This is a genomic window from Streptomyces sp. Ru62 (genome assembly GCF_002920615.1).
Classification (GTDB): domain Bacteria; phylum Actinomycetota; class Actinomycetes; order Streptomycetales; family Streptomycetaceae; genus Streptomyces.
In genome coordinates this window covers 49,743-71,224 of sequence record NZ_PQSU01000011.1, presented here as the reverse complement: position 1 = coordinate 71,224, position 21,482 = coordinate 49,743, and the positions used below count along the sequence as shown (strand labels likewise).

At 71.8% G+C, this 21,482-nt stretch carries 25 protein-coding genes; 15 read left to right on the top strand and 10 right to left on the bottom strand.

What is annotated here, in order from left to right:
• Nucleotides 1-38: 38 nt before the first annotated feature.
• A complete protein-coding gene (locus C3492_RS16560; protein WP_103812663.1) occupies nt 39-791 on the top strand; it encodes an amino acid ABC transporter ATP-binding protein in 753 nt (250 codons plus the stop codon).
• 328 nt (nt 792-1,119) lie between these two features.
• Here the strand turns inward: C3492_RS16560 and C3492_RS16555 are convergent, their stop codons facing one another.
• Nucleotides 1,120-1,878 carry a trans-aconitate 2-methyltransferase gene (locus tag C3492_RS16555; RefSeq protein WP_103812533.1) on the bottom strand — a complete coding sequence of 253 codons (759 nt, stop codon included), beginning with the start codon at nt 1,876-1,878 and terminating at the stop codon, nt 1,120-1,122.
• A 100-nt stretch (nt 1,879-1,978) separates the two neighbouring features.
• Between C3492_RS16555 and C3492_RS16550 the strand changes: the two genes are divergently transcribed.
• Nucleotides 1,979-2,608, top strand: coding sequence for an ABATE domain-containing protein (locus tag C3492_RS16550; protein WP_103812532.1), 630 nt, complete (start codon nt 1,979-1,981; stop codon nt 2,606-2,608).
• Here C3492_RS16550 and sodX read toward each other — a convergent pair.
• Nucleotides 2,512-2,946 (bottom strand): nickel-type superoxide dismutase maturation protease, encoded by a 435-nt coding sequence (gene sodX, locus C3492_RS16545; protein WP_103812662.1) that lies wholly within the window; start codon nt 2,944-2,946, stop codon nt 2,512-2,514. The two genes, C3492_RS16550 and sodX, sit on opposite strands and share 97 nt — an antisense overlap.
• A gap of 145 nt (nt 2,947-3,091) precedes the next feature.
• Here sodX and sodN point away from each other — a divergent pair, with 145 nt between their 5' ends.
• The 4 genes from sodN to C3492_RS16525 all read left to right on the top strand — a co-directional run bounded on the left by sodN (nt 3,092) and on the right by C3492_RS16525 (nt 5,374).
• A complete protein-coding gene (sodN, locus tag C3492_RS16540; RefSeq protein ID WP_014674929.1) occupies nt 3,092-3,487 on the top strand; it encodes a superoxide dismutase, Ni in 396 nt (131 codons plus the stop codon).
• A 187-nt stretch (nt 3,488-3,674) separates the two neighbouring features.
• A complete protein-coding gene (locus C3492_RS16535; protein ID WP_103812531.1) occupies nt 3,675-4,076 on the top strand; it encodes a helix-turn-helix transcriptional regulator in 402 nt (133 codons plus the stop codon).
• 34 nt (nt 4,077-4,110) lie between these two features.
• Nucleotides 4,111-4,527 (top strand): VOC family protein, encoded by a 417-nt coding sequence (locus C3492_RS16530; protein ID WP_103812530.1) that lies wholly within the window; start codon nt 4,111-4,113, stop codon nt 4,525-4,527.
• A 79-nt stretch (nt 4,528-4,606) separates the two neighbouring features.
• The gene (locus tag C3492_RS16525; RefSeq protein ID WP_103812529.1) at nt 4,607-5,374 is read left to right on the top strand and encodes a VOC family protein; all 768 of its coding nucleotides are present in this window, start codon (nt 4,607-4,609) and stop codon (nt 5,372-5,374) included.
• Between the two features lie 45 nt (nt 5,375-5,419).
• Here the strand turns inward: C3492_RS16525 and C3492_RS16520 are convergent, their stop codons facing one another.
• From C3492_RS16520 to C3492_RS16505, 4 genes are all read right to left on the bottom strand, one after another.
• On the bottom strand, nt 5,420-5,752 hold the full coding sequence (locus C3492_RS16520) for a DUF952 domain-containing protein (protein ID WP_103812528.1): 333 nt from the start codon (nt 5,750-5,752) through the stop codon (nt 5,420-5,422).
• A 36-nt stretch (nt 5,753-5,788) separates the two neighbouring features.
• The gene (locus tag C3492_RS16515) at nt 5,789-6,040 is read right to left on the bottom strand and encodes a hypothetical protein (protein WP_103812527.1); all 252 of its coding nucleotides are present in this window, start codon (nt 6,038-6,040) and stop codon (nt 5,789-5,791) included.
• Nucleotides 6,041-6,241: 201 nt separating this feature from the next.
• Nucleotides 6,242-7,387, bottom strand: a complete 1,146-nt coding sequence (locus tag C3492_RS16510) for a family 2 encapsulin nanocompartment cargo protein polyprenyl transferase (protein ID WP_103812526.1) — start codon at nt 7,385-7,387, stop codon at nt 6,242-6,244.
• A 112-nt stretch (nt 7,388-7,499) separates the two neighbouring features.
• Complete coding sequence (locus C3492_RS16505; protein WP_103812525.1) at nt 7,500-8,906, bottom strand: family 2B encapsulin nanocompartment shell protein; 1,407 nt, start codon at nt 8,904-8,906, stop codon at nt 7,500-7,502.
• 299 nt (nt 8,907-9,205) lie between these two features.
• Here C3492_RS16505 and C3492_RS16495 point away from each other — a divergent pair, with 299 nt between their 5' ends.
• On the top strand, nt 9,206-9,799 hold the full coding sequence (locus C3492_RS16495; RefSeq protein WP_103812523.1) for an N-acetylmuramoyl-L-alanine amidase: 594 nt from the start codon (nt 9,206-9,208) through the stop codon (nt 9,797-9,799).
• A 231-nt stretch (nt 9,800-10,030) separates the two neighbouring features.
• Nucleotides 10,031-10,951 carry a 1-aminocyclopropane-1-carboxylate deaminase/D-cysteine desulfhydrase gene (locus C3492_RS16490; RefSeq protein ID WP_103812522.1) on the top strand — a complete coding sequence of 307 codons (921 nt, stop codon included), beginning with the start codon at nt 10,031-10,033 and terminating at the stop codon, nt 10,949-10,951.
• On the opposite strand, the gene C3492_RS16485 is transcribed toward C3492_RS16490, so the two are convergent.
• Entirely contained in the window at nt 10,948-12,531 is a 1,584-nt protein-coding gene (locus C3492_RS16485) for a Na+/H+ antiporter (RefSeq protein ID WP_103812521.1), read from the bottom strand. The genes C3492_RS16490 and C3492_RS16485 overlap by 4 nt on opposite strands.
• Before the next feature lie 61 nt (nt 12,532-12,592).
• On the opposite strand from C3492_RS16485, the gene C3492_RS16480 reads away from it, so the two are divergent.
• The 3 genes from C3492_RS16480 (at nt 12,593) to C3492_RS16470 (ending at nt 14,774) form a co-directional block, all read left to right on the top strand.
• The gene (locus C3492_RS16480) at nt 12,593-12,853 is read left to right on the top strand and encodes a UBP-type zinc finger domain-containing protein (protein WP_103812520.1); all 261 of its coding nucleotides are present in this window, start codon (nt 12,593-12,595) and stop codon (nt 12,851-12,853) included.
• A gap of 377 nt (nt 12,854-13,230) precedes the next feature.
• Complete coding sequence (locus C3492_RS16475; protein WP_009190566.1) at nt 13,231-13,647, top strand: anti-sigma regulatory factor; 417 nt, start codon at nt 13,231-13,233, stop codon at nt 13,645-13,647.
• Nucleotides 13,648-13,664: 17 nt separating this feature from the next.
• Nucleotides 13,665-14,774, top strand: a complete 1,110-nt coding sequence (locus C3492_RS16470) for an RNA polymerase sigma factor SigF (protein WP_181140401.1) — start codon at nt 13,665-13,667, stop codon at nt 14,772-14,774.
• Between the two features lie 58 nt (nt 14,775-14,832).
• Here the strand turns inward: C3492_RS16470 and C3492_RS16465 are convergent, their stop codons facing one another.
• The gene (locus C3492_RS16465; RefSeq protein ID WP_103812518.1) at nt 14,833-15,303 is read right to left on the bottom strand and encodes a hypothetical protein; all 471 of its coding nucleotides are present in this window, start codon (nt 15,301-15,303) and stop codon (nt 14,833-14,835) included.
• A 136-nt stretch (nt 15,304-15,439) separates the two neighbouring features.
• Here C3492_RS16465 and C3492_RS16460 point away from each other — a divergent pair, with 136 nt between their 5' ends.
• Together C3492_RS16460 and C3492_RS16455 are read left to right on the top strand one after the other, a co-directional pair.
• Nucleotides 15,440-16,408 carry a diacylglycerol kinase family protein gene (locus C3492_RS16460; protein ID WP_103812517.1) on the top strand — a complete coding sequence of 323 codons (969 nt, stop codon included), beginning with the start codon at nt 15,440-15,442 and terminating at the stop codon, nt 16,406-16,408.
• 321 nt (nt 16,409-16,729) lie between these two features.
• Complete coding sequence (locus tag C3492_RS16455; protein ID WP_003992873.1) at nt 16,730-16,987, top strand: WhiB family transcriptional regulator; 258 nt, start codon at nt 16,730-16,732, stop codon at nt 16,985-16,987.
• A 191-nt stretch (nt 16,988-17,178) separates the two neighbouring features.
• Here C3492_RS16455 and C3492_RS16450 read toward each other — a convergent pair whose 3' ends face one another.
• Entirely contained in the window at nt 17,179-18,654 is a 1,476-nt protein-coding gene (locus C3492_RS16450; protein ID WP_103812516.1) for a sensor histidine kinase, read from the bottom strand.
• A 324-nt stretch (nt 18,655-18,978) separates the two neighbouring features.
• Nucleotides 18,979-19,608: a TetR/AcrR family transcriptional regulator gene (locus C3492_RS16445; protein WP_181140400.1), complete on the bottom strand. Its 630-nt coding sequence runs from the start codon at nt 19,606-19,608 to the stop codon at nt 18,979-18,981.
• Nucleotides 19,609-19,701: 93 nt separating this feature from the next.
• On the opposite strand from C3492_RS16445, the gene C3492_RS16440 reads away from it, so the two are divergent.
• Together C3492_RS16440 and nagB are read left to right on the top strand one after the other, a co-directional pair.
• On the top strand, nt 19,702-20,454 hold the full coding sequence (locus tag C3492_RS16440; protein WP_103812514.1) for an SDR family oxidoreductase: 753 nt from the start codon (nt 19,702-19,704) through the stop codon (nt 20,452-20,454).
• A gap of 172 nt (nt 20,455-20,626) precedes the next feature.
• Nucleotides 20,627-21,412, top strand: coding sequence for a glucosamine-6-phosphate deaminase (gene nagB / locus C3492_RS16430; RefSeq protein ID WP_103812513.1), 786 nt, complete (start codon nt 20,627-20,629; stop codon nt 21,410-21,412).
• Nucleotides 21,413-21,482 lie beyond the last annotated feature (70 nt).

The window sequence follows — 21,482 nt, the reverse complement described above, 5'->3', positions numbered from 1 at the left end:
ACAAGCTGAGCAAGACCCCGCCGCAGGGCACCGTCCCGATGGTCAAGGCGCAGGACGTCCACAAGTCCTTCGGCCATGTCGAGGTGCTGAAGGGCATCGACCTGGAGGTCAAGCCGGGCGAGGTGTTCTGCCTCATCGGCCCCTCCGGTTCCGGCAAGTCGACCTTCCTGCGGTGCATCAACCACCTGGAGAAGATCAACGCCGGGCGGCTGTACGTCGACGGCGAGCTGGTCGGCTACCGCCAGCAGGGCGACAAGCTGTACGAGCTGCGCGACCGCGAGGTCGCGATGAAGCGCCGGGACATCGGCATGGTCTTCCAGCGCTTCAACCTGTTCCCGCACATGACGGCCGTGGAGAACGTCATGGAGGCGCCGGTGCAGGTCAAGGGCGCGAACCGGACGCAGGCGAGGGAACGCGCCATGCAGCTGCTGGAGCGCGTGGGCCTGGCCGACCGGGCCGGGCACTACCCGTCGCAGCTCTCCGGCGGCCAGCAGCAGCGCGTGGCGATCGCCCGGGCGCTGGCGATGGACCCGAAGCTGATGCTGTTCGACGAGCCGACCTCGGCCCTGGATCCGGAGCTGGTCGGTGACGTCCTGGACGTCATGCGGGACCTCGCCGAGTCCGGCATGACCATGGTCGTCGTCACCCACGAGATGGGCTTCGCCCGCGAGGTGGGCGACAGCCTGGTGTTCATGGACGACGGCGTGGTGGTGGAATCCGGCCACCCGCGGGACGTCCTGACGAACCCGCAGCACGAGCGGACGCAGTCGTTCCTGTCCAAGGTGCTCTGAGGCGGGTGCGCTGACGCGGGTGCTCCGAAGCGGGTGCTCCGACGCCACACCGGGCGAGGGCGGTACGGGATCTCCGTACCGCCCTCGCCCGTCGTCAGGGCAGCAGCTGGGCCTGAGCACCAGTTCGCGCGACTGGGCCCGGCTGACCGGGAAGGTCTTCGGCAACGGACCCCGCGGACCCTGGCCCACGAAGCCCGTCCACTCCCCCTCTCCGCCGGTCCCCGGATACGGACCGTCTCACCCGTACCAGTGCGGTGGGGGGTCCTGGGGGACGCGGAAGAGGCGGTACGACTTCTCGTACCGCCTCTGTGGTGTACCGGGCGCCGGCCTACTTGACGGCGAGGAGCAGCGTGTCGGAGGGCGAGCACCACACGGGCCGGGCCTCGCCGAAGCCCTGGGCGAGCAGGGTGCGCGCGTGCCAGGCCGCCGACGGCACGTCCCCGTCCGCGTGTTCGCCGTAGATCTCGAAGCGGCGGGCGGTCGGCTCGGCGAGGACCGGGTCCTGGGCGGCCAGCTGCCACCAGTCGGCCCAGTCCAGGGCGCCGTCCCGCTTGGCCTGATCCATGCGGGCGTGGCGCTGGGCGCGCTCGGCCGCGTTGATCCGGGGCGTGGTGTCGTCGATCATGTGGTCCGCGTTCATGAAGACACCGCCGTCGCGGACCAGCCCCGCGACCTGACCGTAGAGGGCCGCGAGGGGTTCGCTGTGCAGCCAGTGGAGGGCCGTGGCGGTCAGTACGGCGTCGTACGAGTCGTACGGCAGTCCGGCCGGCCAGTCGGGGTCCTTGAGGTCGGCGGTGACGAGGGTGACCCGGTCGTCGCCGGCGAAGGTGCCGTGGGCGATGGCGAGCAGCGCGGGGTCGAGGTCGACGCCGGTGCTGGTGGCGTCGGGGAAGCGGCGCAGCAACCGGGCGGTGATGCTGCCGGTGCCGCACGCGAGGTCGAGCACCCGGGGGGCCGTGCCCACGAGCGCCTCGACCATGTCGAGCATGATCCGGAACCGTTCCTCACGGTCCGGCATGTACCACTCCTGCTGCCGGTCCCAGCTCTCCTGCCAAGCCGCCCAGTCGGTTCCGGTACTCGTCGTCATGGAACACCGACTCCCCTCGGTTCGCGTAATACCCTGGAAGCACGACCGGCTGTTACCCGACCGCAGACCCGACGATAAAGCGCCTCCGTAAGGACTACAAGTGGAACTGGCCTATTACTCGGATTACGCCGTACGTCTCGTGAACAGCGAGGAACCGGCCCGGGGCAGGGACACCCTGACCACGGTCGAGGCCGTCCGCGATCTCTTCGGCGACAACGCGTCGGCGGCCCGCCGCGCCACCGACGCCGACGTCACACGCTTCCGCTCGGTCCGGGCGCGGCTGCGCGGGGTCTTCGAGGCAGCCGACCAGGGCGACGAGACCCTGGCCGTGGACCTGCTGAACTCCCTGCTGCTGGAGTTCCCGGTCAGCCCGCAGATCTCCGGGCACGACCACCGCGACGACGACGGCCGCCCGCTCTGGCACATGCACCTGGCCGACCACCCCTCCAACGCCACCGCCGGCTACGCGGCGATCGCGGCGATGGGCCTGGCCTTCCACCTCACCGAGTACGGCGTCGACCGGCTCGGCCTGTGCGAAGCCGCCCCGTGCCGCAACGCCTACCTGGACACCTCGACCAACCGCTCCCGCCGCTACTGCTCGGACCGGTGCGCCACCCGCGCCAACGTCGCCGCCTACCGGGCCCGCAAGCGCCTGGAGGCCGACCGGTCGGGCAGCAGCGGCCTCGCCGCCGAGAGCGCCCAGCGCAGCAGCGCGAGCGGCGAGCGCTGACCGGCCCGGAGCGGGCGGAACCGGAACCAGGCCGTCCCGAGGATCAGCTCCTCGGGCACGACCCCGTAGTCGGTGCTGTCCCCGCCCGCGTACGGGTTGTCGCCGAGCACCCACCAGCCGCCCTCGCGTCGCTCCACGGCACGCTTGACGACCAGCAGGTCCTGCTGGAACGGATGACGCAGGACCACGACGTCCCCGGACCTGACCGCACCCCCGTACCGCACGATCAACTGATCCCCGTGGTGCAGCGTGGGCACCATGGACGGGCCGGTCACCTCGGCCAGCCCGAAGGGCGCCACGGCCCTCCCCCGTTCGGTCTCCTGCGACAGCTCCGGCATCCCCGGCACCTCCCCGGTCCGTTCCTCCACCAGTCTCAGTCTCACCCTGGACTTTTGTCCTAAGCCCTAGGGGGCACCCGAGAAATCGCCTTCCACAGGGAGTAATGTCGCACCTGAGAAGACGATCACGAGGAAGGAATGCTCCATGCTTTCCCGCCTGTTTGCCCCCAAGGTCAAGGTCAGCGCCCACTGCGACCTGCCCTGCGGCGTGTACGACCCGGCCCAGGCCCGCATCGAGGCGGAGTCGGTGAAGGCCGTCCAGGAGAAGATGGCCGGAAACGACGACCCCCACTTCCAGGCACGCGCCACCGTCATCAAGGAGCAGCGCGCGGAGCTGGCCAAGCACCACGTGTCCGTGCTCTGGAGCGACTACTTCAAGGCCCCGCACTTCGAGAAGTACCCGGAGCTGCACCAGCTGGTCAACGACACCCTGAAGGCCCTCTCGGCCGCCAAGGCGTCCACCGACCCGGCGACGGGCCAGAAGGCGCTGGACTACATCGCCCAGATCGACAAGATCTTCTGGGAGACCAAGAAGGCCTGACCCAAGGCCCCCGGATCTCGCACAGGACGCGGAAGCGGCCCGCCCGGATGCCCGGGCGGGCCGCTCTCGCGTGGATTCCGGCCCGCGGCGGCCCGTCGCTCACACGCCGGACGCCCGGACAACTGGAGGAGAACGCTCCGTCGCATTGGTGGGATTCTGTTGCGCGTCCCTGTGCGAAGCTGAGCGGGTGACCGCCCTGGAGGACCTGCGACGGCTGCGGCGGGTGCGCGACCGCATGGACCGCGAGTACGCCGAGCCGCTCGACATGACCGAGCTGGCCCGTGACGCCCTCATGTCGCCGGGCCACTTCCAGCGCAGCTTCCGCAAGGCGTTCGGGGAGACGCCGTACAGCTACCTGATGACCCGGCGGATAGAGCGGGCCAAGGCGCTGCTGCGCCGGGGCGATCTGACCGTGACCGAGGTGTGCCTCGCCGTCGGCTGTACCTCGCTCGGCTCCTTCAGCTCCCGGTTCACCGAGCTGGTCGGCGAGACGCCGAGCGCCTACCGCGCCCGTGACCACGCTGAGACCGCGGCGATCCCGCCCTGTGTGGCCCGCCGGCTGACCCGGCCGCGCCGCCGCCCGTACTGAGGCGCGACGCCGTCCCCGACTCTAGGGTGAGTCCATGGACGTGAAACTCGCGCAGTGTTTCCTTGCCGTGGACGACCATGACAAGGCCATCGCCTTCTACCGGGATGTGCTCGGTCTGGAGATCCGCAACGACGTGGGCTTCGAGGGGATGCGCTGGGTGACCCTGGGCTCCCCGCTCCAGCCCGACGTGGAGATCGTCCTGGAGCCGCCGGACGCGAGCCCGGACGCCTCCCCCGCCGACAAGCAGGCGCTCAACGAACTCCTCGCCAAGGGCCTGCTGCGCGGTGTCATCTTCACCACGCCCGACTGCGACGCGCTGTACGAGCGGGTGCGCGAGTCCGGCGCCGACGTCCTCCAGGAGCCGATGGACCAGCCGTACGGGGTGCGCGACTGCGCCTTCCGGGACCCGGCCGGCAACCAGCTCCGCTTCCTCGAACGCCCCACGAACTGAACCCCGCCCGCTGACTCCGGCCGCTGAAGTCCGGCCGCCCGTCGCCCTGTTCGGTCCCGGCTCCGCCTAGACTCCCCGGATGACGATCCGCTGGACGTACGCCTTCGCCGACCGCCCCGCCGCGCGCCTGGCCGACGCGTGCGCCTTCTGGGCGGCCGTCACCGGCACCCGGCTCTCCGCGTTCCGGGGCGAGCACGGCGAGTTCGTGACCCTGCTGCCCGAGGGGGCGGACCCCGGCGTGAAGCTCCAGGGCGTCACCGAGGGCGACGGCGGCGCCCACCTCGACCTGTGCGCCGAGGACGTACGGGAGTTGACGGCACTCGCCCGGCGACTAGGCGCCGGTCTCGTGGCGGACCACGGCGACTGGGCCGTACTGCGCTCTCCGGCCGGGCAGTTGTTCTGCGCCGTGCCCTGGCAGGGGGAGACGGTACGGCCGCCGGTGGTGTCCGGCAGCCGCCTGGACCAGGTGTGCCTCGACATCCCGCCGTCCCGGTACGACACCGAGTCCGCGTTCTGGGCCGCGCTGACCGGGTGGGAACGGCTGACGGGCTCCCGGCCCGAGTTCGCCGTGCTGCGGCCGCCGGCGGGCCTGCCGCTACGGCTCCTGCTCCAGCGGCTCGACGAGGAGCGCACTGCCTCCGCTCACCTCGACCTGGCCTGCGCGGACATCACCGCCGTCCGGGCGCGGCACGAGGAGCTGGGTGCGGCTCCGGTGCGCGACGGCGCCCACTGGACGGTGATGCGCGACCCGGCCGGCGGCACGTACTGCCTGACCGGCCGGGACCCGGAAACGGGCGGGCTGCCGACCGGCGGTGGCCGCCGTGGTCAGGGCGCCGACGCCGGCTGACCGCCACGCGGGACCGTGCAGGGCCTGCCCGCGCCGCCTCCCGGCTCAGCCCCACGGCTCGACGTCCACCACCGCCTCGACCGGTACGGGCCCGTACACGTGCGGGAACTCCTCCCCGCCCGGCTCGACGGACTCGTACTTCACCGGTGCCCCGACCCGCGCCGGGTCCACGACCAGCACGACCAGCTCGTCCGGGCCGTCGTAACCGCCGTAGAGGAAGTCGGCGATGCGCGGGAGCTGCTCACGCGTGGAGCAGTGGATGAAGCCCTCCTCCTGGAGGGTGCGGCCCCGGGTGGACATCTCGTAGGCGCCGCTCTCGCGCGCCGCCTCCCACAGGGAGCGCTCGGTGAGGTGCAGGACGTACGGCAGTTTCGGCATGCGCCCACGCTACGGCGCCCCCGCCCGCCCCCGTGCTCAGACGGCGCTGTTCTCGGCGCCCGCCGCCGACGGGTCCCCCGGACCGCTTCCGCCCGGCCGGGCCTGCGCACCGGCGGAACGCTCCTGCCCGGCGGGCCGGGGGCCGGTCCCGGCGTGCGCCGCGCAGTCGGGGTTGCGGCAGGGGCCGGGGCCCCAGACCGGTACCCAGGCACCCAGGGTCTTGTGCCGCTTGACGACCGTTTCCACCGGCTGTCCGCAGATGGGACAGACGTGTTCCTCGCTGTCCATGTCCCCAGGGTAGGCCGGTGGCGCCCTCCGCGCTCCCTTCCGCCACGACCCCCGCGTCCGTCGTCGAGGGATCGGCGGCCTCCGCACACTGTGGGAGCGTGCGGAGGCCGCCTGACCGGAGCCCCCGATTGACCGCGCGGGGTCAGGAGCCGCACGGGCCCAGGGGCTCCGGGTTCTGCTCGGCCGCCGGGACGGGCGGCCTCAGCTGGTGCGCCGGGTCACGAACTCGGCGAGTGCCAGCAGACCTCCCGCCGCCTCCGGATCGGGGACCGCGCGGGCCAGCTCCTGCATGGCCCGGGCCATCCGGTCGGCCGCCTCGGCCTGCGCCCAGTCCCGGCCGCCGGCCCGCTCCACCGCCAGCGCCGTACGCGCGATCTCCCCGGCCTCCGCCTCCTCCTCGCGGAGCGGCGCCCCGTACAGCGCGGCGAGCTCGGCCGCCGCCGGGGTGCCCGAGGTCAGCGCCGCCACCACCGGCAGGGACTTCTTGCGTGCGGCGAGATCCGCGCCGGCCGGCTTGCCGGTGTGCCGCGGGTCTCCCCATATGCCGATGACGTCGTCGATGAGCTGGAAGGCGAGCCCGGCCTGCCGGCCGAAGCCGTCCAGCGCGGCCACCTCCTCCTCGTCCGCGCCCGCGTACAGCGCGCCGAGCGCGCAGGCACAGCCCAGCAGGGCACCGGTCTTGGCCTCGGCCATGGCGAGCACCTCCTCCAAGGTGACCGCGTCCGGCGCGCATCGCTCCAGGTCGGTGTCGGCGTGCTGGCCCTCGCACAGCTCCACGACACAGGCCGCGAGCCGGGCCGCGGCCGGCACCGAGGCCGGGTGCGGATCCTCGGCGAGCAGCCGCAGGGCCAGCGCCTGGAGGGCGTCCCCGGCGAGGATCGCGTCGGCGTCGCCGAACACGGTCCAGGCCGTCGGCCGGTGGCGGCGGGTGGTGTCCCGGTCCATCACGTCGTCGTGCAACAGCGTGAAGTTGTGGACCAGTTCGACCGCCGCTGCCGCCGGGACGGCCGCCGACCGGGCCGCCGGGCCGCCGAGCGCCGTGGCGGCCGCCAGCACGAGCGCGGGTCTGATCGCCTTGCCCGCGTTGCCCGCCGCCGGGGTGCCGTCGGCGTGCTGCCAGCCGAAGTGGTAGCTCGCGATCCGGCGCATGGAGCCGGGCAGCGACTCCACGGCCGCGCGCAGCTCCGGGTCGACCAGCGCCCGGGCGCGCTCCAGCTGGGCCGCCGCCTCGTGTGCGTCGAGCGGAGAGGCGGCGCCGTCCCCGGCCTTCTCGGGTGGCTCCCCCGGTGTGCCGGGACGCGGCACACCGGAGGAACGCTCTTCGGTCTCCGTCATGAACTCGGCCATGCCTCCCCCTCGCCAGGTCCGCGGAGTACGACGTCACCGGCCCGGCCGGACGCGTACTCCGAGGGCCTACCCGCCCCGGGGGGCGGGGACACGGCCACGACGTGCGGAGACGTCACCTCCATCGACCGATCTCGACGTTCTCCAGCACGCCGAGCGCGTCGGGCACCAGGACCGCGGCCGAGTAGTAGGCCGTCACCAGGTACTTGATGATGGCCTGCTCGTTGATGCCCATGAACCGGACGGACAGGCTCGGCTCGATCTCGTCCGGGATGCCGGACTGCCTGAGGCCGATGACGCCCTGGTCGGCCTCGCCGGTACGCATGGCGATGATGGAGGTCGTACGGGCCTCGCTGATCGGGATCTTGTTGCACGGGTAGATCGGCACCCCGCGCCAGGTGGGGATGCGGTTGCCGGCGATGTCGATGGTCTCCGGGACCAGTCCCCGCTTGTTCAGCTCGCGCCCGATCGCGGCGATGGCGCGCGGGTGGGCCAGGAGGAGCTTGGTGCCGCGGCGGCGGCTGAGCAGCTCGTCCAGGTCGTCCGGGCTCGGCACGCCGTCGTGCGGCTGGATCCGCTGGTCGTACTCGCAGTTGCTGAGCAGACCGAACTCCGGGTTGTTGACCAGCTCGTGCTCCTGGCGCTCCTTCAGCGCCTCGACCGTGAGCCGCAGCTGCTGCTCGGTCTGGTTCATCGGCTGGTTGTAGAGGTCGGCCACGCGCGAGTGGATGCGCAGCACGGTCTGGGCGATGCTCAGTTCGTACTCGCGGGGCCGTGGCTCGTAGTCCACGAAGGTGTGCGGGATGTCGGGCTCGCCGGAGTGGCCGGCCGCCAGCTCGACCTCCTTCTCCCCGTACTTGTTGGTCCGCTGCTCGGGGATCGAGCGCAGCCGTTCCAGGTGCGCGCGCAGCGAGTCGGAGCGCTCCGCGACCTGCTGGAAGTCCTGGCGGCTGAGGATCAGCACCGTGGTCGAGGTGTCCGCGCGGACGGTGTACTCCCAGATCGCCTCCGGGTCGAGCAGCGCCTGGTCGCCGAAGTAGGCGCCGTCGGCGAGGACACCGAGGACGGCGTCGTCGCCGTAGGGACCCGTGCCGACCTTCTCCACCCGGCCGTGGGCGAGCAGGTAGACCTCGTCCGTCTGGTTGCCGAAGTCGGCGATCACCTCGCCGGGTGCGAAGTCGCGCTGCCGGCAGCGGCGGGCCAGTTCGGCCAGCACCTCCCCGTCCTCGTACGACCTCAGGGCCGGCAGCTCGCCCAGTTCGTCCGGGATGACCTCCACCTGGTTGCCGGTCTTCACGAAGGTGATCCGGCCGTCGCCGACGGCGTACGTCAGACGCCGGTTCACCCGGTACGTGCCGCCCTGGACGTCCACCCAGGGAAGCGTGCGCAGCAGCCAGCGGGAGCTGATCTCCTGCATCTGCGGAGCGGACTTGGTGGTGGTGGCCAGGTTCCGCGCGGCCGCCGTCCCGAGGGACTGCTGCGGCCTGCCCTGATCCGTGCGGACCTCTTCGCCTACCGACATAGAGAAATGCCCTCCCATGTATGCCCGGTGCCGAAGTGCGCCGGGCACCGGTCTCGCATCGAGCGTCCCAGCACGGAGCGTGTGCGCGCCATTACCCGAAAGAGCGGGAATGGATCATCGGATTACTGGGCACGATGGGGGACCTCGCCCCGGCCCGCACCGCATGCCCCCCTCTGTCCGGATCGGCTCGCACACCGTACGAACGATGTGGTCCGGGACGTCCGGTTTCGGTAGAAGCAGGCAGGACATCCGGCAGCCGCGACCGGCGGCCGCACGGGCACGGCACGAAGGAGTCGGGCATGGCCCCACCCATGTCGGCGAGCGGATTTCTGGACGCGCTCAGGGCGGAGGGCGTCACGGTCGTCGAGGTCGGCGACTGGCAGCACCACAACCGCAATCACAAGGGCCCCTGGGGTCCGGTCCACGGCGTGATGATCCACCACACGGTGACCAAGGGCAGCGCGCGCACGGTGGAGGTGTGCCGGGACGGCCACCCGGACCTGCCGGGGCCGCTGTGCCACGGCGTGATCACCAAGGACGGCACGGTCCACCTGGTGGGCTACGGCCGCGCCAACCACGCCGGGCTCGGGGACGACGAGGTACTGCGCGCGGTGATCGCCGAGAAGGGGCTGCCGCCGGACAACGAGGCCAACACCGACGGCAACCGGCACTTCTACGGCTTCGAGTGCGAGAACCTCGGCGACGGGGAGGATCCGTGGCCGGACGAACAGCTTGAGGCGATCGAGCGGGTCGCCGCGGCACTGTGCCGGCACCACGGGTGGACGGAACGGTCGGTCATCGGCCACCGGGAGTGGCAGCCGGGGAAGGTGGACCCCCGGGGTTTCGAGATGTCCTGGCTGAGGGAGCGGGTGCGGGAACGGCTGAAGGACTAGGCGTGCTGTCCGGACGCGTCGGTGCCCCCGCGTCCGTACCGCCGCCGGACAGGTCGGTGACCCGCGTCCGTACCCGGCGCCGGGCAGGTCTGTGCCCCCGCCCCGCCCCCCGTCCGTACCGGGCGCCGGACAGCCCGGGTGACCCCGTCCCCGCCCCGCGTCCGTACCGGGCGCCGGACAGCCCGGGTGACCCCGTCCCCGCCCGCGTCCGTACCGGGCGACAATGAAGCCGTGTCCAGCCCCGATCCGCTCAGCCCCCGCCTCCCCTCGCCCCTCAACGAGGTGCGGGACGGCCGGTTCGAGCGCCGCGGGCTCCGGCTGCTGCTCAAGCGGGACGACCTCATCCACCCGCAGCTGATCGGCAACAAGTGGCGCAAACTGGTGCCCAACATCGCGGCGGCCGACGGCCGGGCCCTGGTCACCTTCGGCGGGGCCTACTCCAACCACCTGCGAGCCACGGCCGCCGCGGGCCGCCTGCTGGGGCTGCCGACCACAGGCGTGGTCCGCGGCCAGGAGCTGGCCGACCGCCCCCTCAACCCCTCCCTGGCCCGGTGCGCGGCCGACGGCATGCGGCTGCATTTCGTCGACAGATCGACATATCGCCGCAAGACCGAACCGGAGACCCTGGCCGGGATCCTGCGCGCGGCCGGCGCCGAGGACGCGTACGTCGTCCCCGAGGGCGGCAGCAACGCCGAGGCGGTCCGCGGCTGCCGCGCCCTCGGCACGGAACTGCGCGGCCGGGCCGACGTCGTCGCGGTCGCCTGCGGCACCGGCGGCACCCTCGCCGGCCTCGCCGCCGGACTCGCGGCCGGCCAGCGCGCGCTCGGCGTACCGGTCCTGAAGGGCGGATTCCTGGAGGCCGACGTAGCGGCTCTGCAGGAACGTGCCTTCGGCGCCCGCAGCGGCACCTGGACCCTGGACGACCGTTTCCACTGCGGCGGTTACGCCCGCACGACAGCGGAACTTGAGGCGTTCGCACAGGACTTCGAGCAGCGGCACGGGCTGCCCGTGGAGCGCCTTTATGTCGCCAAGTTGCTGTTCGGACTGGTCGCCCTCGCGGAGGAGAACGCCTTCGCGCGCGGAACGGCGATCGCCGCCGTCGTCACGGGACGGCCGTTCCCGGAACCCGCGACAGCGGCCCCGGAGCGCTAACCGGCCTCCCGGTAGGCCGCCGCCTCCTCCAGGTCCAGGCGTCTGAGCAGCCCGCGCAGCATCTCGTCGTCGATGTAGCGCAGGTCGCGGAGCCTGACGAAGACCTCGCGCTCGGCACTGATCATCTCGCGGGACAGCCGCCGGTAGGTGTCGTCGACGGACTCGCCGGTGACCGGGTTGACCTGTCCGAGCCGTTCCCAGACGGCGTTGCGGCGGCGCTCCAGGACCATGCGGAGCCGGTCGGCGAGCGGCTGCGGCAGCGCGTTGCGGTCGTCGGAGAGGAGTTCGTCGAGCCGGGCCTCGGCGGCCCGGGAGGCCTGGGCCTGGGCGTTTGCCTCGGCGAGCGTCTCGGCCTGCCGGTCGCGGCCGGGGAACTTCAGCAGCCGGATCAGCGGCGGCAGCGTCACGCCCTGCACGACGAGGGTGCCGATGACGGTGGTGAAGGTCAGGAAGAGGATCAGGTTGCGCGGGCCGGCGGGCATGCTCGGCGGGATGGCGAAGGCGATGGCCAGGGAGACGACACCGCGCATGCCGGCCCACGAGGTGACCATCGCGCCCCGCCAGGTGGGGTCCTGCTCGCGCTCCCTGATGCGCGTCGACATGATCCGGGGCAGGAAGGTGGCCGGATAGACCCAGACGAACCGGGCCACCACCACGACCAGGAAGACGGCGACCGCGTACCAGACGGCGACGGGGCCCTCGTACTCCCCGAGCCGCTTCAGGACGATCGGCAGTTGCAGACCGATCAGGGCGAACACCGCGGACTCCAGCACGAAGGCGACCATCTTCCACACCGCGCCCTCCTGGAGACGGGTGGCGAAGTCGACCTCCCACGCGCGGTGGCCGAGGTAGAGGGCGACGACCACCACCGCGAGCACCCCGGAGGCGTGCGCCTGCTCGGCGACCCCGTAGGCGACGAACGGGATGAGCAGGGAGAGCGTGTTCTGCAGAAGGGGCTCGGTCAGGTGTGTGCGCAGCCAGTGCAGGGGCGCCATGAGGACGAGACCGATCCCGACCCCACCGACCGCGGCGAGCGCGAACTCGCGGATGCCGCCCGCCCAGGTGGCCCCCTCCCCGACGGCGGCGCCGAGCGCCACCTTGTAGGCGGTGATCGCCGTGGCGTCGTTCAGCAGGGACTCGCCCTGGAGGATGGTGGTGATCCGGGACGGCAGTCCCACCCGGCGCGCGACCGCCGTGGCGGCGACCGCGTCCGGCGGTGCGACCACCGCGCCCAGCACCAGCGCGGCGGTCAGCGGCAGCCCGGGGATGAGCAGGTAGGCGGCCCAGCCGACGACCACGGTCGCGAAGAGCACGTATCCCACCGAGAGCAGCGCCACCGGTCGCATCTGCGCCCGCAGGTCGAGGTAGGAGCTGTCGCTCGCCGAGGTGTACAGCAGCGGGGGCAGCAGCAGCGGCAGGACGATGTGCGGATCGAGGGTGTAGGACGGCACGCCGGGGATGTACGAGACCGCCAGACCGACCGCGACCAGCAGCAGGGGCGCCGGCGCCGGGGTACGCCGGGCCGCCGCGGCCACCGCGGCACTGCCCGCCACCAGCATCAGCAGGGGCATCACGTCCATGGTCCTCGCCCACCCTCGTCTTTCGCGCGGCAACCCGCACAACCGTCGTAATCTGGCAATCATGAAACAGTGCACGCATGCCGACGCGCTGCCGCACCCGGAACCGGAGCCGCTCGACGAGACCTGTCCGGAGTGCCTGCGGGACGGCACGAACCCGGTCCAGCTGCGGCTGTGCCTCACCTGCGGCCACATCGGCTGCTGCGACTCCTCGCCGGGGCGGCACGCGACGGAGCACCACGCGCAGTCCGGTCACCCGGTGATGCGCACGTTCGAGCCGGGCGAGGACTGGCGGTGGTGCTTCGTGGACCACGTGCTCGTCTGAGCCTGTCACGACGGTTCCCGGGCGCCCCGCGAGCACCGTCCCGGACCGCCCTTCGACCGCGTCCCGGAGAGCGTTCTCCCCGAGAGCGTCCCGTCCGACCGCGTTCTCGTGTGACACTGCATGCGGCGGCTGCCACACGACGGTTCGAGCGTCTGACGTCTGGGTACGTCAACCCGGCGCGCGCTCCTCCCATTTGGGCCCGCAAACCCTCTAGACACGGAGCGTATCCACAGCTTTACTGTGAGTGACGCCAGGGGGTTGGGGTCCCGGGGACAGAAACGTTCGGAGCGCGATAGCGTCACCGTTCGAACCACGTACGCGTTACCCCGGGGGGCGACCCTCGGCCCCGTAAAGCTTGTACCACCATGGAGGTGAGGGTGTCCCAGATCGCAGGCGAGCCCGCGGCGAACCAGGACTTCGTGGAAGTCCGGCTTCCGGCTGCGGGTGCCTACCTGTCGGTGCTGCGGACGGCCACGGCCGGTCTCGCGGCCCGCTTGGACTTCACCCTGGACGAGATCGAGGACCTGCGCATCGCCGTGGACGAGGCCTGCGCGATCCTGCTCCAGCAAGCCGTGCCCGGCTCGGTGCTCAGCTGTGTCTTCCGGCTCGTCGACGACTCACTGGAGGTCACGGTGTCGGCGCCGACCACGGACGGCCACGCCCCCTCGCGGGACACCTTCGCCTGGACCGTGCTGTCGGCCCTCGCGGGCAAGGTCTCGTCCGCCGTGGACGAGGACAAGACGGTGTCGATCAGCCTCTACAAACAGCGTGGCGCCGGCCCCGGGCCGGCGTGAGGAACGGGGACGGGCCGGTGCGGGACGAAGAGCGCGGCACACGGGAGCTGCCGACCGGGGACGGGGGTGCCTCCTGGTCGGGCGACGCCGAGACCTCCGGGGCGGGTCCCCGGGACGGTTCCCGGCGCATGGCGGACGGCATCGACGGCATCCCCGAGCAGGCCAGACCGCACCCGGAGGACGACTCCGCGCGGGTCGACGGTGACGGTGCCACGGGCACTCCACCGACGGCACGCGGCGGCGCCGGACCCACCGTCCGCGCGGGGGGCAGGGCTCGGGGAAGGGCTACGGGCGGGACGATGAGCGAGCACGAGCGATACGCCCAGGACGACGCGCTGGGCACGGAGGCCGCGCAGGCCGTGCAGCACGACGTCCAGGACCGCAGCGGGGCGCGGGCGATGTTCGTCGAGCTGCGCACGCTGTCGGCGGGCAGCACGGAGTACGCCGAGCTGCGCAACCAGCTGGTCCGTATGCACCTGCCGCTCGTGGAGCACCTGGCACGCCGGTTCCGCAACCGCGGGGAGCCGCTGGACGACCTCACCCAGGTCGCCACGATCGGTCTCATCAAGTCCGTCGACCGGTTCGACCCCGAGCGTGGCGTGGAGTTCTCCACCTACGCCACACCGACCGTCGTCGGCGAGATCAAGCGGCACTTCCGCGACAAGGGCTGGGCGGTCCGCGTGCCGCGCCGGCTCCAGGAGCTGCGGCTCGCGCTGACCACCGCGACGGCCGAGCTGTCCCAGCTGCACGGCCGGTCCCCGACGGTCCACGAGCTGGCCGAGAAGCTCGCCATCTCCGAGGAAGAGGTCCTGGAGGGCCTGGAGTCGGCGAACGCGTACTCCACGCTGTCCCTGGACGTCCCCGACACGGACGACGAGTCACCGGCGGTCGCCGACACCCTGGGCGCCGAGGACGAGGCGCTGGAGGGTGTGGAGTACCGCGAGTCCCTCAAGCCGCTGCTGGAGGACCTGCCGCCGCGCGAGAAGCGGATCCTGCTGCTGCGCTTCTTCGGGAACATGACCCAGTCGCAGATCGCGCAGGAGGTCGGCATCTCGCAGATGCACGTCTCCCGCCTGCTGGCACGCACCCTGGCCCAGCTCCGCGAGAAGCTCCTCGTGGAGGAGTGAGCGGGGAGCGAGCCCCGCTCGGCGAGGCTCTGTGCGAACAGGCCCCGCCCACTGAGCCCTACTCGCCCCGGCCCGGTCCCTTGATCCCGAGGGCCCGGGTCGTCTCGCCGTTGACGAGGAGCACCAGCGCCACCACGGCGACCAGCCCGAGCGCGATACCGGCCGGAATGGCCATGCTGTCGGCCCGGAGCAGGTTGTAGGCCACGGGAAGGGCCATGAGCTGGGTGATCAGCGCCGGCCCCCGGCTCCAGCCGCGCCGCAGCAGCAGACCGCGCGCGGCGAGCAGCGGCAGCAGCGCCAGGACGACCAGGGTGATCCCCAGGGTCACGGCCTGCTGCCGGTCGTCCGGGTCACCGGTGAGCCCGAGGACGAGCACCCACAGGCCGCCGGCCACCAGCGCCGCTCCCTCCAGCGCGGCCAGCGCCGCCGCGTACGTCAGCCGGCGCGGGCGCGGCCCGGCGGCCGGGTCGGCTGCGTCTGCCGTGGCGGCTTCGGCGGTGTGCGGGGCGGGCTTCTGCTGACTGCTCACCTCAGCAGGGTAGCCCTCCCCCTCCGGCGCGCTGCCGCGCCCCGCGCCCCCGAGTGTCCAGGCTCACGCCGCGCTCTCTTACCGGATCCCTAACTCGGTCTGGGCCGAGTACCCCCCAGTAGGTACGCTGCCATGCATGCGTGCACTTCTCGTGGTCAATCCGGCGGCAACCACCACAAGCGCACGCAGACGTGACGTACTGATCCATGCGCTGGCGAGCGAGATGAAGCTGGAGGCGGTCACCACCGAGTACCGCGGCCACGCTCGCGACCTCGGCCGGCAGGCGGCGGAGAGCGACGACATCGACCTGGTGGTGGCGCTCGGCGGCGACGGCACGGTCAACGAGGTCGTCAACGGCCTCCTGCACGCCGGTCCGGCCCCGGACCGCCTCCCCGGTCTCGCCGTCGTCCCGGGCGGCTCCACGAATGTCTTCGCCCGCGCGCTGGGTCTGCCCAACGACCCGGTCGAGGCCACCGGAGCCCTGCTGGACGCGCTGCGCGACGGCACCGAGCGGGTCGTCGGCCTCGGCCTGACCTCCGGCACGCCGGGCACCGAGGACGAGGCGGTGCCGGCCCGCTGGTTCACCTTCAACGCCGGGCTCGGCTTCGACGCGGGCGTGGTGGGCCGGGTCGAGCAGCAGCGCGAGCGCGGCAAGAAGTCGACGCACGCGTTGTACGTCCGTCAGGTCGTCCGGCAGTTCCTCGGCGAGCCGAACCGCCGGCACGGCACGATCACGCTCGAACAGCCCGGTGCGGACCCGATCGAGGATCTGGTCGTCGCCATAGTCTCGAACACGTCCCCGTGGACGTATCTCGGCAATCGCCCGATGTACACGTCACCTAAGGCCTCGTTCGATACGGGCATCGACGTGCTCGGCCTCAGCCGTCTGTCCACGGCCGCGGTTGCCCGGTATGGCACCCAGTTGCTCACTTCGTCCCCCGAGCGGGGACCGCAGGGGAAGCACGCCGTCTCACTGCACGACCTGGACCAGTTCACCTTGCATTCGAAGGTGCCTCTCCCCCTTCAGATGGACGGTGACCATCTCGGGCTGCGTACGAGCGTGACGTTCACAGGCGTACGCCGTGCACTGCGTGTGATTGTGTGAGCGGAACGGGCGAAAGTCCTTTCACTCGAACGTTTAGACCAGGGTCCACCCCATGGAAGTACGGCTGTGACCTAGTCGACACCGAGGAATCAAAAAAAACTTTCCGGAAGGGGTTGTATCCGCCGCTGAGGTTTGCGAGTCTCTACGTGGCGATCGGGACGGCCCGCAACACCGGCCTCCACTGATCGCCAGAACCCCTCTTCAAACACAGGACCACGCCGGGTGAAGACTCGGCGGTCGGCCCTTCACTTGTTGAGGGATTCGTGAAAGCGTTCACATTCACAAGCAACCTGCACGTAATACCAAGGAGAGGTAGCAGCCATGGACTGGCGTCACAACGCCGTTTGCCGCGAGGAAGACCCCGAGCTCTTCTTCCCCATCGGCAACACCGGTCCTGCGCTGCTGCAGATCGAGGAAGCCAAGGCCGTCTGCCGTCGCTGCCCGGTGATCGAGCAGTGTCTGCAGTGGGCGCTTGAGTCCGGTCAGGACTCCGGCGTCTGGGGTGGTCTCAGCGAGGACGAGCGCCGTGCCATGAAGCGCCGCGCCGCCCGCAACCGGGCTCGTCAGGCCTCCGCCTGACATACCCACCCCTGCTGACAGCCTGAGCTTGGCGGCGCGCACAGCACGTACGCATCTCCCGCCCCCGAGCCGCAGCGCGCAGTTCCCCCGATGCGCTTAGCGATACAAGCAGAGCAGCAACGAGCATCAGCCTCGGACCAACGACGGTCCGGGGCTTTTTGCTGTGCCCGCTCCCCGGTGGGCGCACCGGCTCACTTCTGTGCCCGCACCGGAATGTCGAGGATCACCCGCGTCCCGCGCCCCGGCGCCGGCACCATGTCGAACGATCCGCCCAACTCGCCTTCCACCAGCGTCCGTACGATCTGCAGGCCGAGGTTGCCCGAGCGGTGCGGGTCGAAGCCCTCGGGCAGTCCGACCCCGTCGTCCTGGACGGTGACCAGCAGCCGGGCCTCCTTGGTGGTGCCGCCACGCACCGCGGAGACTTCGACCGTGCCGGTGTCGCCCTCACGGAAACCGTGCTCCAGGGCGTTCTGCAGGACCTCGGTGAGGACCATGGACAGCGGGGTGGCGACCTCGGCGTCGAGTATCCCGAACCGCCCGCTGCGCCGGCCCGCCACCTTGCCCGGCGAGATCTCGGCCACCATCGCCAGCACCCGGTCGGCGATGTCGTCGAACTCCACGCGCTCGTCCAGGTTCTGAGACAGCGTCTCATGAACGATCGCGATGGAGCCGACCCGGCGGACCGCCTCCTCCAGGGCCTCCCGGCCGCGTTCCGACTCGATGCGCCGGGCCTGGAGCCGGAGCAGGGCGGCGACCGTCTGGAGGTTGTTCTTCACCCGGTGGTGGATCTCCCGGATGGTGGCGTCCTTGGTGATCAACTCGCGTTCGCGGCGCCGCAGTTCGGTGACGTCCCGGAGCAGCACGAGCGAACCGATGCGCGTGCCCTTGGGTTTGAGCGGGATGGCCCGGAACTGGATGACCCCGTCGTGGGCCTCGATCTCGAACTCGCGCGGCGCCCAGCCGCTGGCCACCTTGGCCAGCGCCTCGTCCACCGGCCCCCGGGTGGGGGCGAGTTCGGCGGTGGTCTGGCCGAGGTGGTGGCCGACGAGGTCGGCGGCGAGGCCGAGCCGGTGGTAGGCGGATAGGGCGTTCGGGGAGGCGTACTGGACGATGCCGTCCGCGTCGAGCCGGATCAGGCCGTCGCCGACGCGCGGGGAGGCGTCCATGTCGACCTGCTGGTCCGGGAAGGGGAAGGAGCCGGCGGCGATCATCTGCGCGAGGTCGGAGGCGCTCTGGAGGTAGGTCAGCTCCAGGCGGCTCGGGGTGCGCACGGTGAGCAGGTTGGTGTTGCGGGCGATCACGCCGAGGACGCGGCCCTCGCGCCGTACGGGGATGGACTCGACCCGTACGGGGACCTCTTCGCGCCACTCCGGGTCGCCCTCGCGCACGATCCGGCCCTCGTCCAGCGCCGCGTCCAGCATGGGCCGCCGGCCGCGCGGGACCAGGTGGCCGACCATGTCGTCCTGGTAGGAGGTCGGGCCGGTGTTGGGGCGCATCTGGGCGACCGAGACGTACCGGGTGCCGTCCCGGGTGGGGACCCACAGCACCAGGTCGGCGAAGGAGAGGTCGGAGAGCAGCTGCCACTCCGAGACCAGCAGGTGGAGCCACTCAAGGTCGGAGTCGTCGAGGGCGGTGTGCTGGCGTACGAGTTCGTTCATGGAGGGCACGTCTGCGAGCGTACCCGGGGCCTCGCGGGTGGCCGAAAAACACCCGCGGGCCGCGGCGCCTGGAAGGGACCCTCAACCCTCCCGGCACCGCAGCCCGGAGCATCATCGGCCGTGGGGTGTGCGGTCCCGGTCGGCCGAAGGCCGAGGAGCCGGGGCAGTCAGGGCAGAGAGCGCCGGTTCCTCGATCCGCCTTCCTGTGCGGGGAGGGCGGAAGCGTGTTGTTCTCGATTGTGGACTAGACCACGACGACGTGTCCATGGTGTGGGGGCGTCCGCGCTCGTGGGAGCACCGGCACGCGATGCCACGCAGCCTAGCCCGCCCGGGTCAGTCGTGGGGCCAGACGGCCATGGCAATTTCCGCGAGTGCTTCCAGTTCCTCCCGGCGTGCGCCGTCGCGGGCCTGCTGGGACATGCCCTGGATCATCGCGCCGGTGTGCCGGGCGAGGGCGGCGGCGTCGGTGCCGGCCGGCAGCAGCCCGGCCGCGACGTCCGCCCGGATCCGGTCTTCGACGGCGGCGATGTTGGCGTTGCGCATGTCCCGCAGCAGCGTCTCCACCTCGGGGCTGGTGCAGTTGGTGGCCGCGTGGACGATCAGGCAGCCGTGCGGGTGGGCGGGGTCGGTGTACTCGGCGGCGGCCTCGCGGAGCATGCGGGCGACGCCCGCCCGGGCCGTGGACTCCTCGGCCAGGGCGCGGTCGGTGAAGGCGCCGTGCGAGCCCGCGTAGACCCGGACGACCTCGTCGAAGAGGGTCCGCTTGTCGCCGAAGGCCGCGTACAGACTGGGCGCGCCGATGCCCATGAGCCGGGTGAGGTCGGAGACCGAGGTGGCCTCGTACCCGCGCTCCCAGAAGGCCATCAGCGCCTTCTCCAGCGCGGTGGCCCGGTCGAAGGAGCGCGGCCTGCCCCGCGTCCGGCCCGTGCCGCCGTGCGCCCGTGTGTCCTGACCCGTCGTCATGACGGCCATTTTATAGCGCCCCCTAGAAAATTGTCGGCGGGGTGGTGTACGGTTTTTTTGTAGCGACCGTTAGACAAATCTGGAGGGTCAGACATGGGCGTGCTCAGGGGGAAGACGGCACTGGTCACGGGCGCGAGCCGGGGCATCGGGCGGGGGATCGCCGAACGGCTGGGACGCGACGGGGCGCGGGTGGCGGTGCACTACGGGCGCGACGAGACCGCCGCGAAGGAGACGGTCGCGGCGATCGAGGCCGCCGGCGGCTCGGCGTTCCCGCTCGGGGTGGAGCTGGGGACACCCGGGGACGCGGAGCGACTGTGGGCGGAGTTCGACCGGCACGCGCACGGGCTGGACATCCTCGTGCACAACGCCGGCATCGGCACCACCCGCCCGTTCGCGGAGATCGACGAGGAGGAGTACGACCGGCTCTTCGCGGTCAACGTGAAGGCCCCGTTCTTCCTCACCCGGCTCGGAGCTCGGCGGCTGCGGGACGGCGGGCGGGTCGTGACCATATCGTCCGGCCTCTCCCGGACCGCCGCGATGCCCGACCTGATGGCGTACTCGATGACGAAGGCGGCCCTGGACGTCTTCACCCGGGACCTGTCCAAGATGCTCGGCCCCCGCGGGATCACGGTGAACTCGGTGGCGCCCGGCATCGTGGACACCGACGTCAACGCCGCCTGGCTGCGCGCGAGCGACGAGGCGTGGCAGCGGGCGGCCGGCTACTCGGCGCTGGGCCGGGTGGGCACGCCGGCGGACATCGCCGACGCGGTGGCCTTCCTGGTCTCGGAGGACGGCCGCTGGGTGACCGGGCACTGGCTGGACGCCACGGGAGGCTCCCTCACCTGAGAGCTCCCCGGTGACGGCTCCGCGGCCTCTCCCCGCCCCTCCCCCTCCCCTCCTTCCGTGCGCCCCTCCCCGCCCCCGCCCGTCTTCCCCGCGCCCCCGAACGCCGATACTGTTAGATTGGTCTAAACCACATAGAGACGCACAGAGCCCTCTTCAGAACGGCAGGCCCAGCGTGGAAGTTGTCATCGTTCCGGACGCCGCGGCGGGCGGCGAGCTGATCGCCGAGGCCATGGCACAGCTGCTGCGACGCAAGCCCGACGCCCTGCTCGGCGTGGCCACCGGCTCCACCCCGCTGCCCATCTACCAGGCGCTGGCAGCCAAGGTGCGCTCCGGCGCCGTGGACGCCTCACGGGCGCGGATCGCCCAGCTCGACGAGTACGTGGGGCTGCCCGCCGACCACCCCGAGTCCTACCGCTCCGTGCTGCGCCGCGAGGTGCTGGAGCCGCTGGGCGTGGGCATGGAGGCGTTCATGGGGCCGGACGGCACGGCGGAGGACGTCCAGGCGGCGTGCGAGGCGTACGACCGCGCGCTCGCCGAGGCCGGCGGCGTGGACCTGCAACTGCTCGGCATCGGGACCGACGGGCACATCGGGTTCAACGAACCGTGCTCCTCGCTCGCCTCGCGCACCCGCATCAAGACGCTGACCGAGCAGACCCGCATCGACAACGCCCGCTTCTTCGACGGCGACATCGAGCAGGTCCCGCACCACGTCATCACCCAGGGCATCGGGACGATCCTGGAGGCCCGCCACCTGGTGCTGCTGGCGACCGGCGAGGGCAAGTCGGACGCGGTCGCCGCGACCGTCGAGGGCCCCGTCGCGGCCGTCTGCCCGGCCTCCGCGCTCCAGCTCCACCCGCACGCCACGGTGGTCGCCGACGAGGCCGCCGCGTCCAAGCTGAAGCTGGCCGACTACTTCCGGCACACCTACGCCAACAAGCCGGACTGGCAGGGGCTCTAGCCCGCAGCGCCCGACGGGAGGGCGCCGCGGGTCCCACGGGCCCCCGCCCCACGGGCTCCCGCCGGGCTCA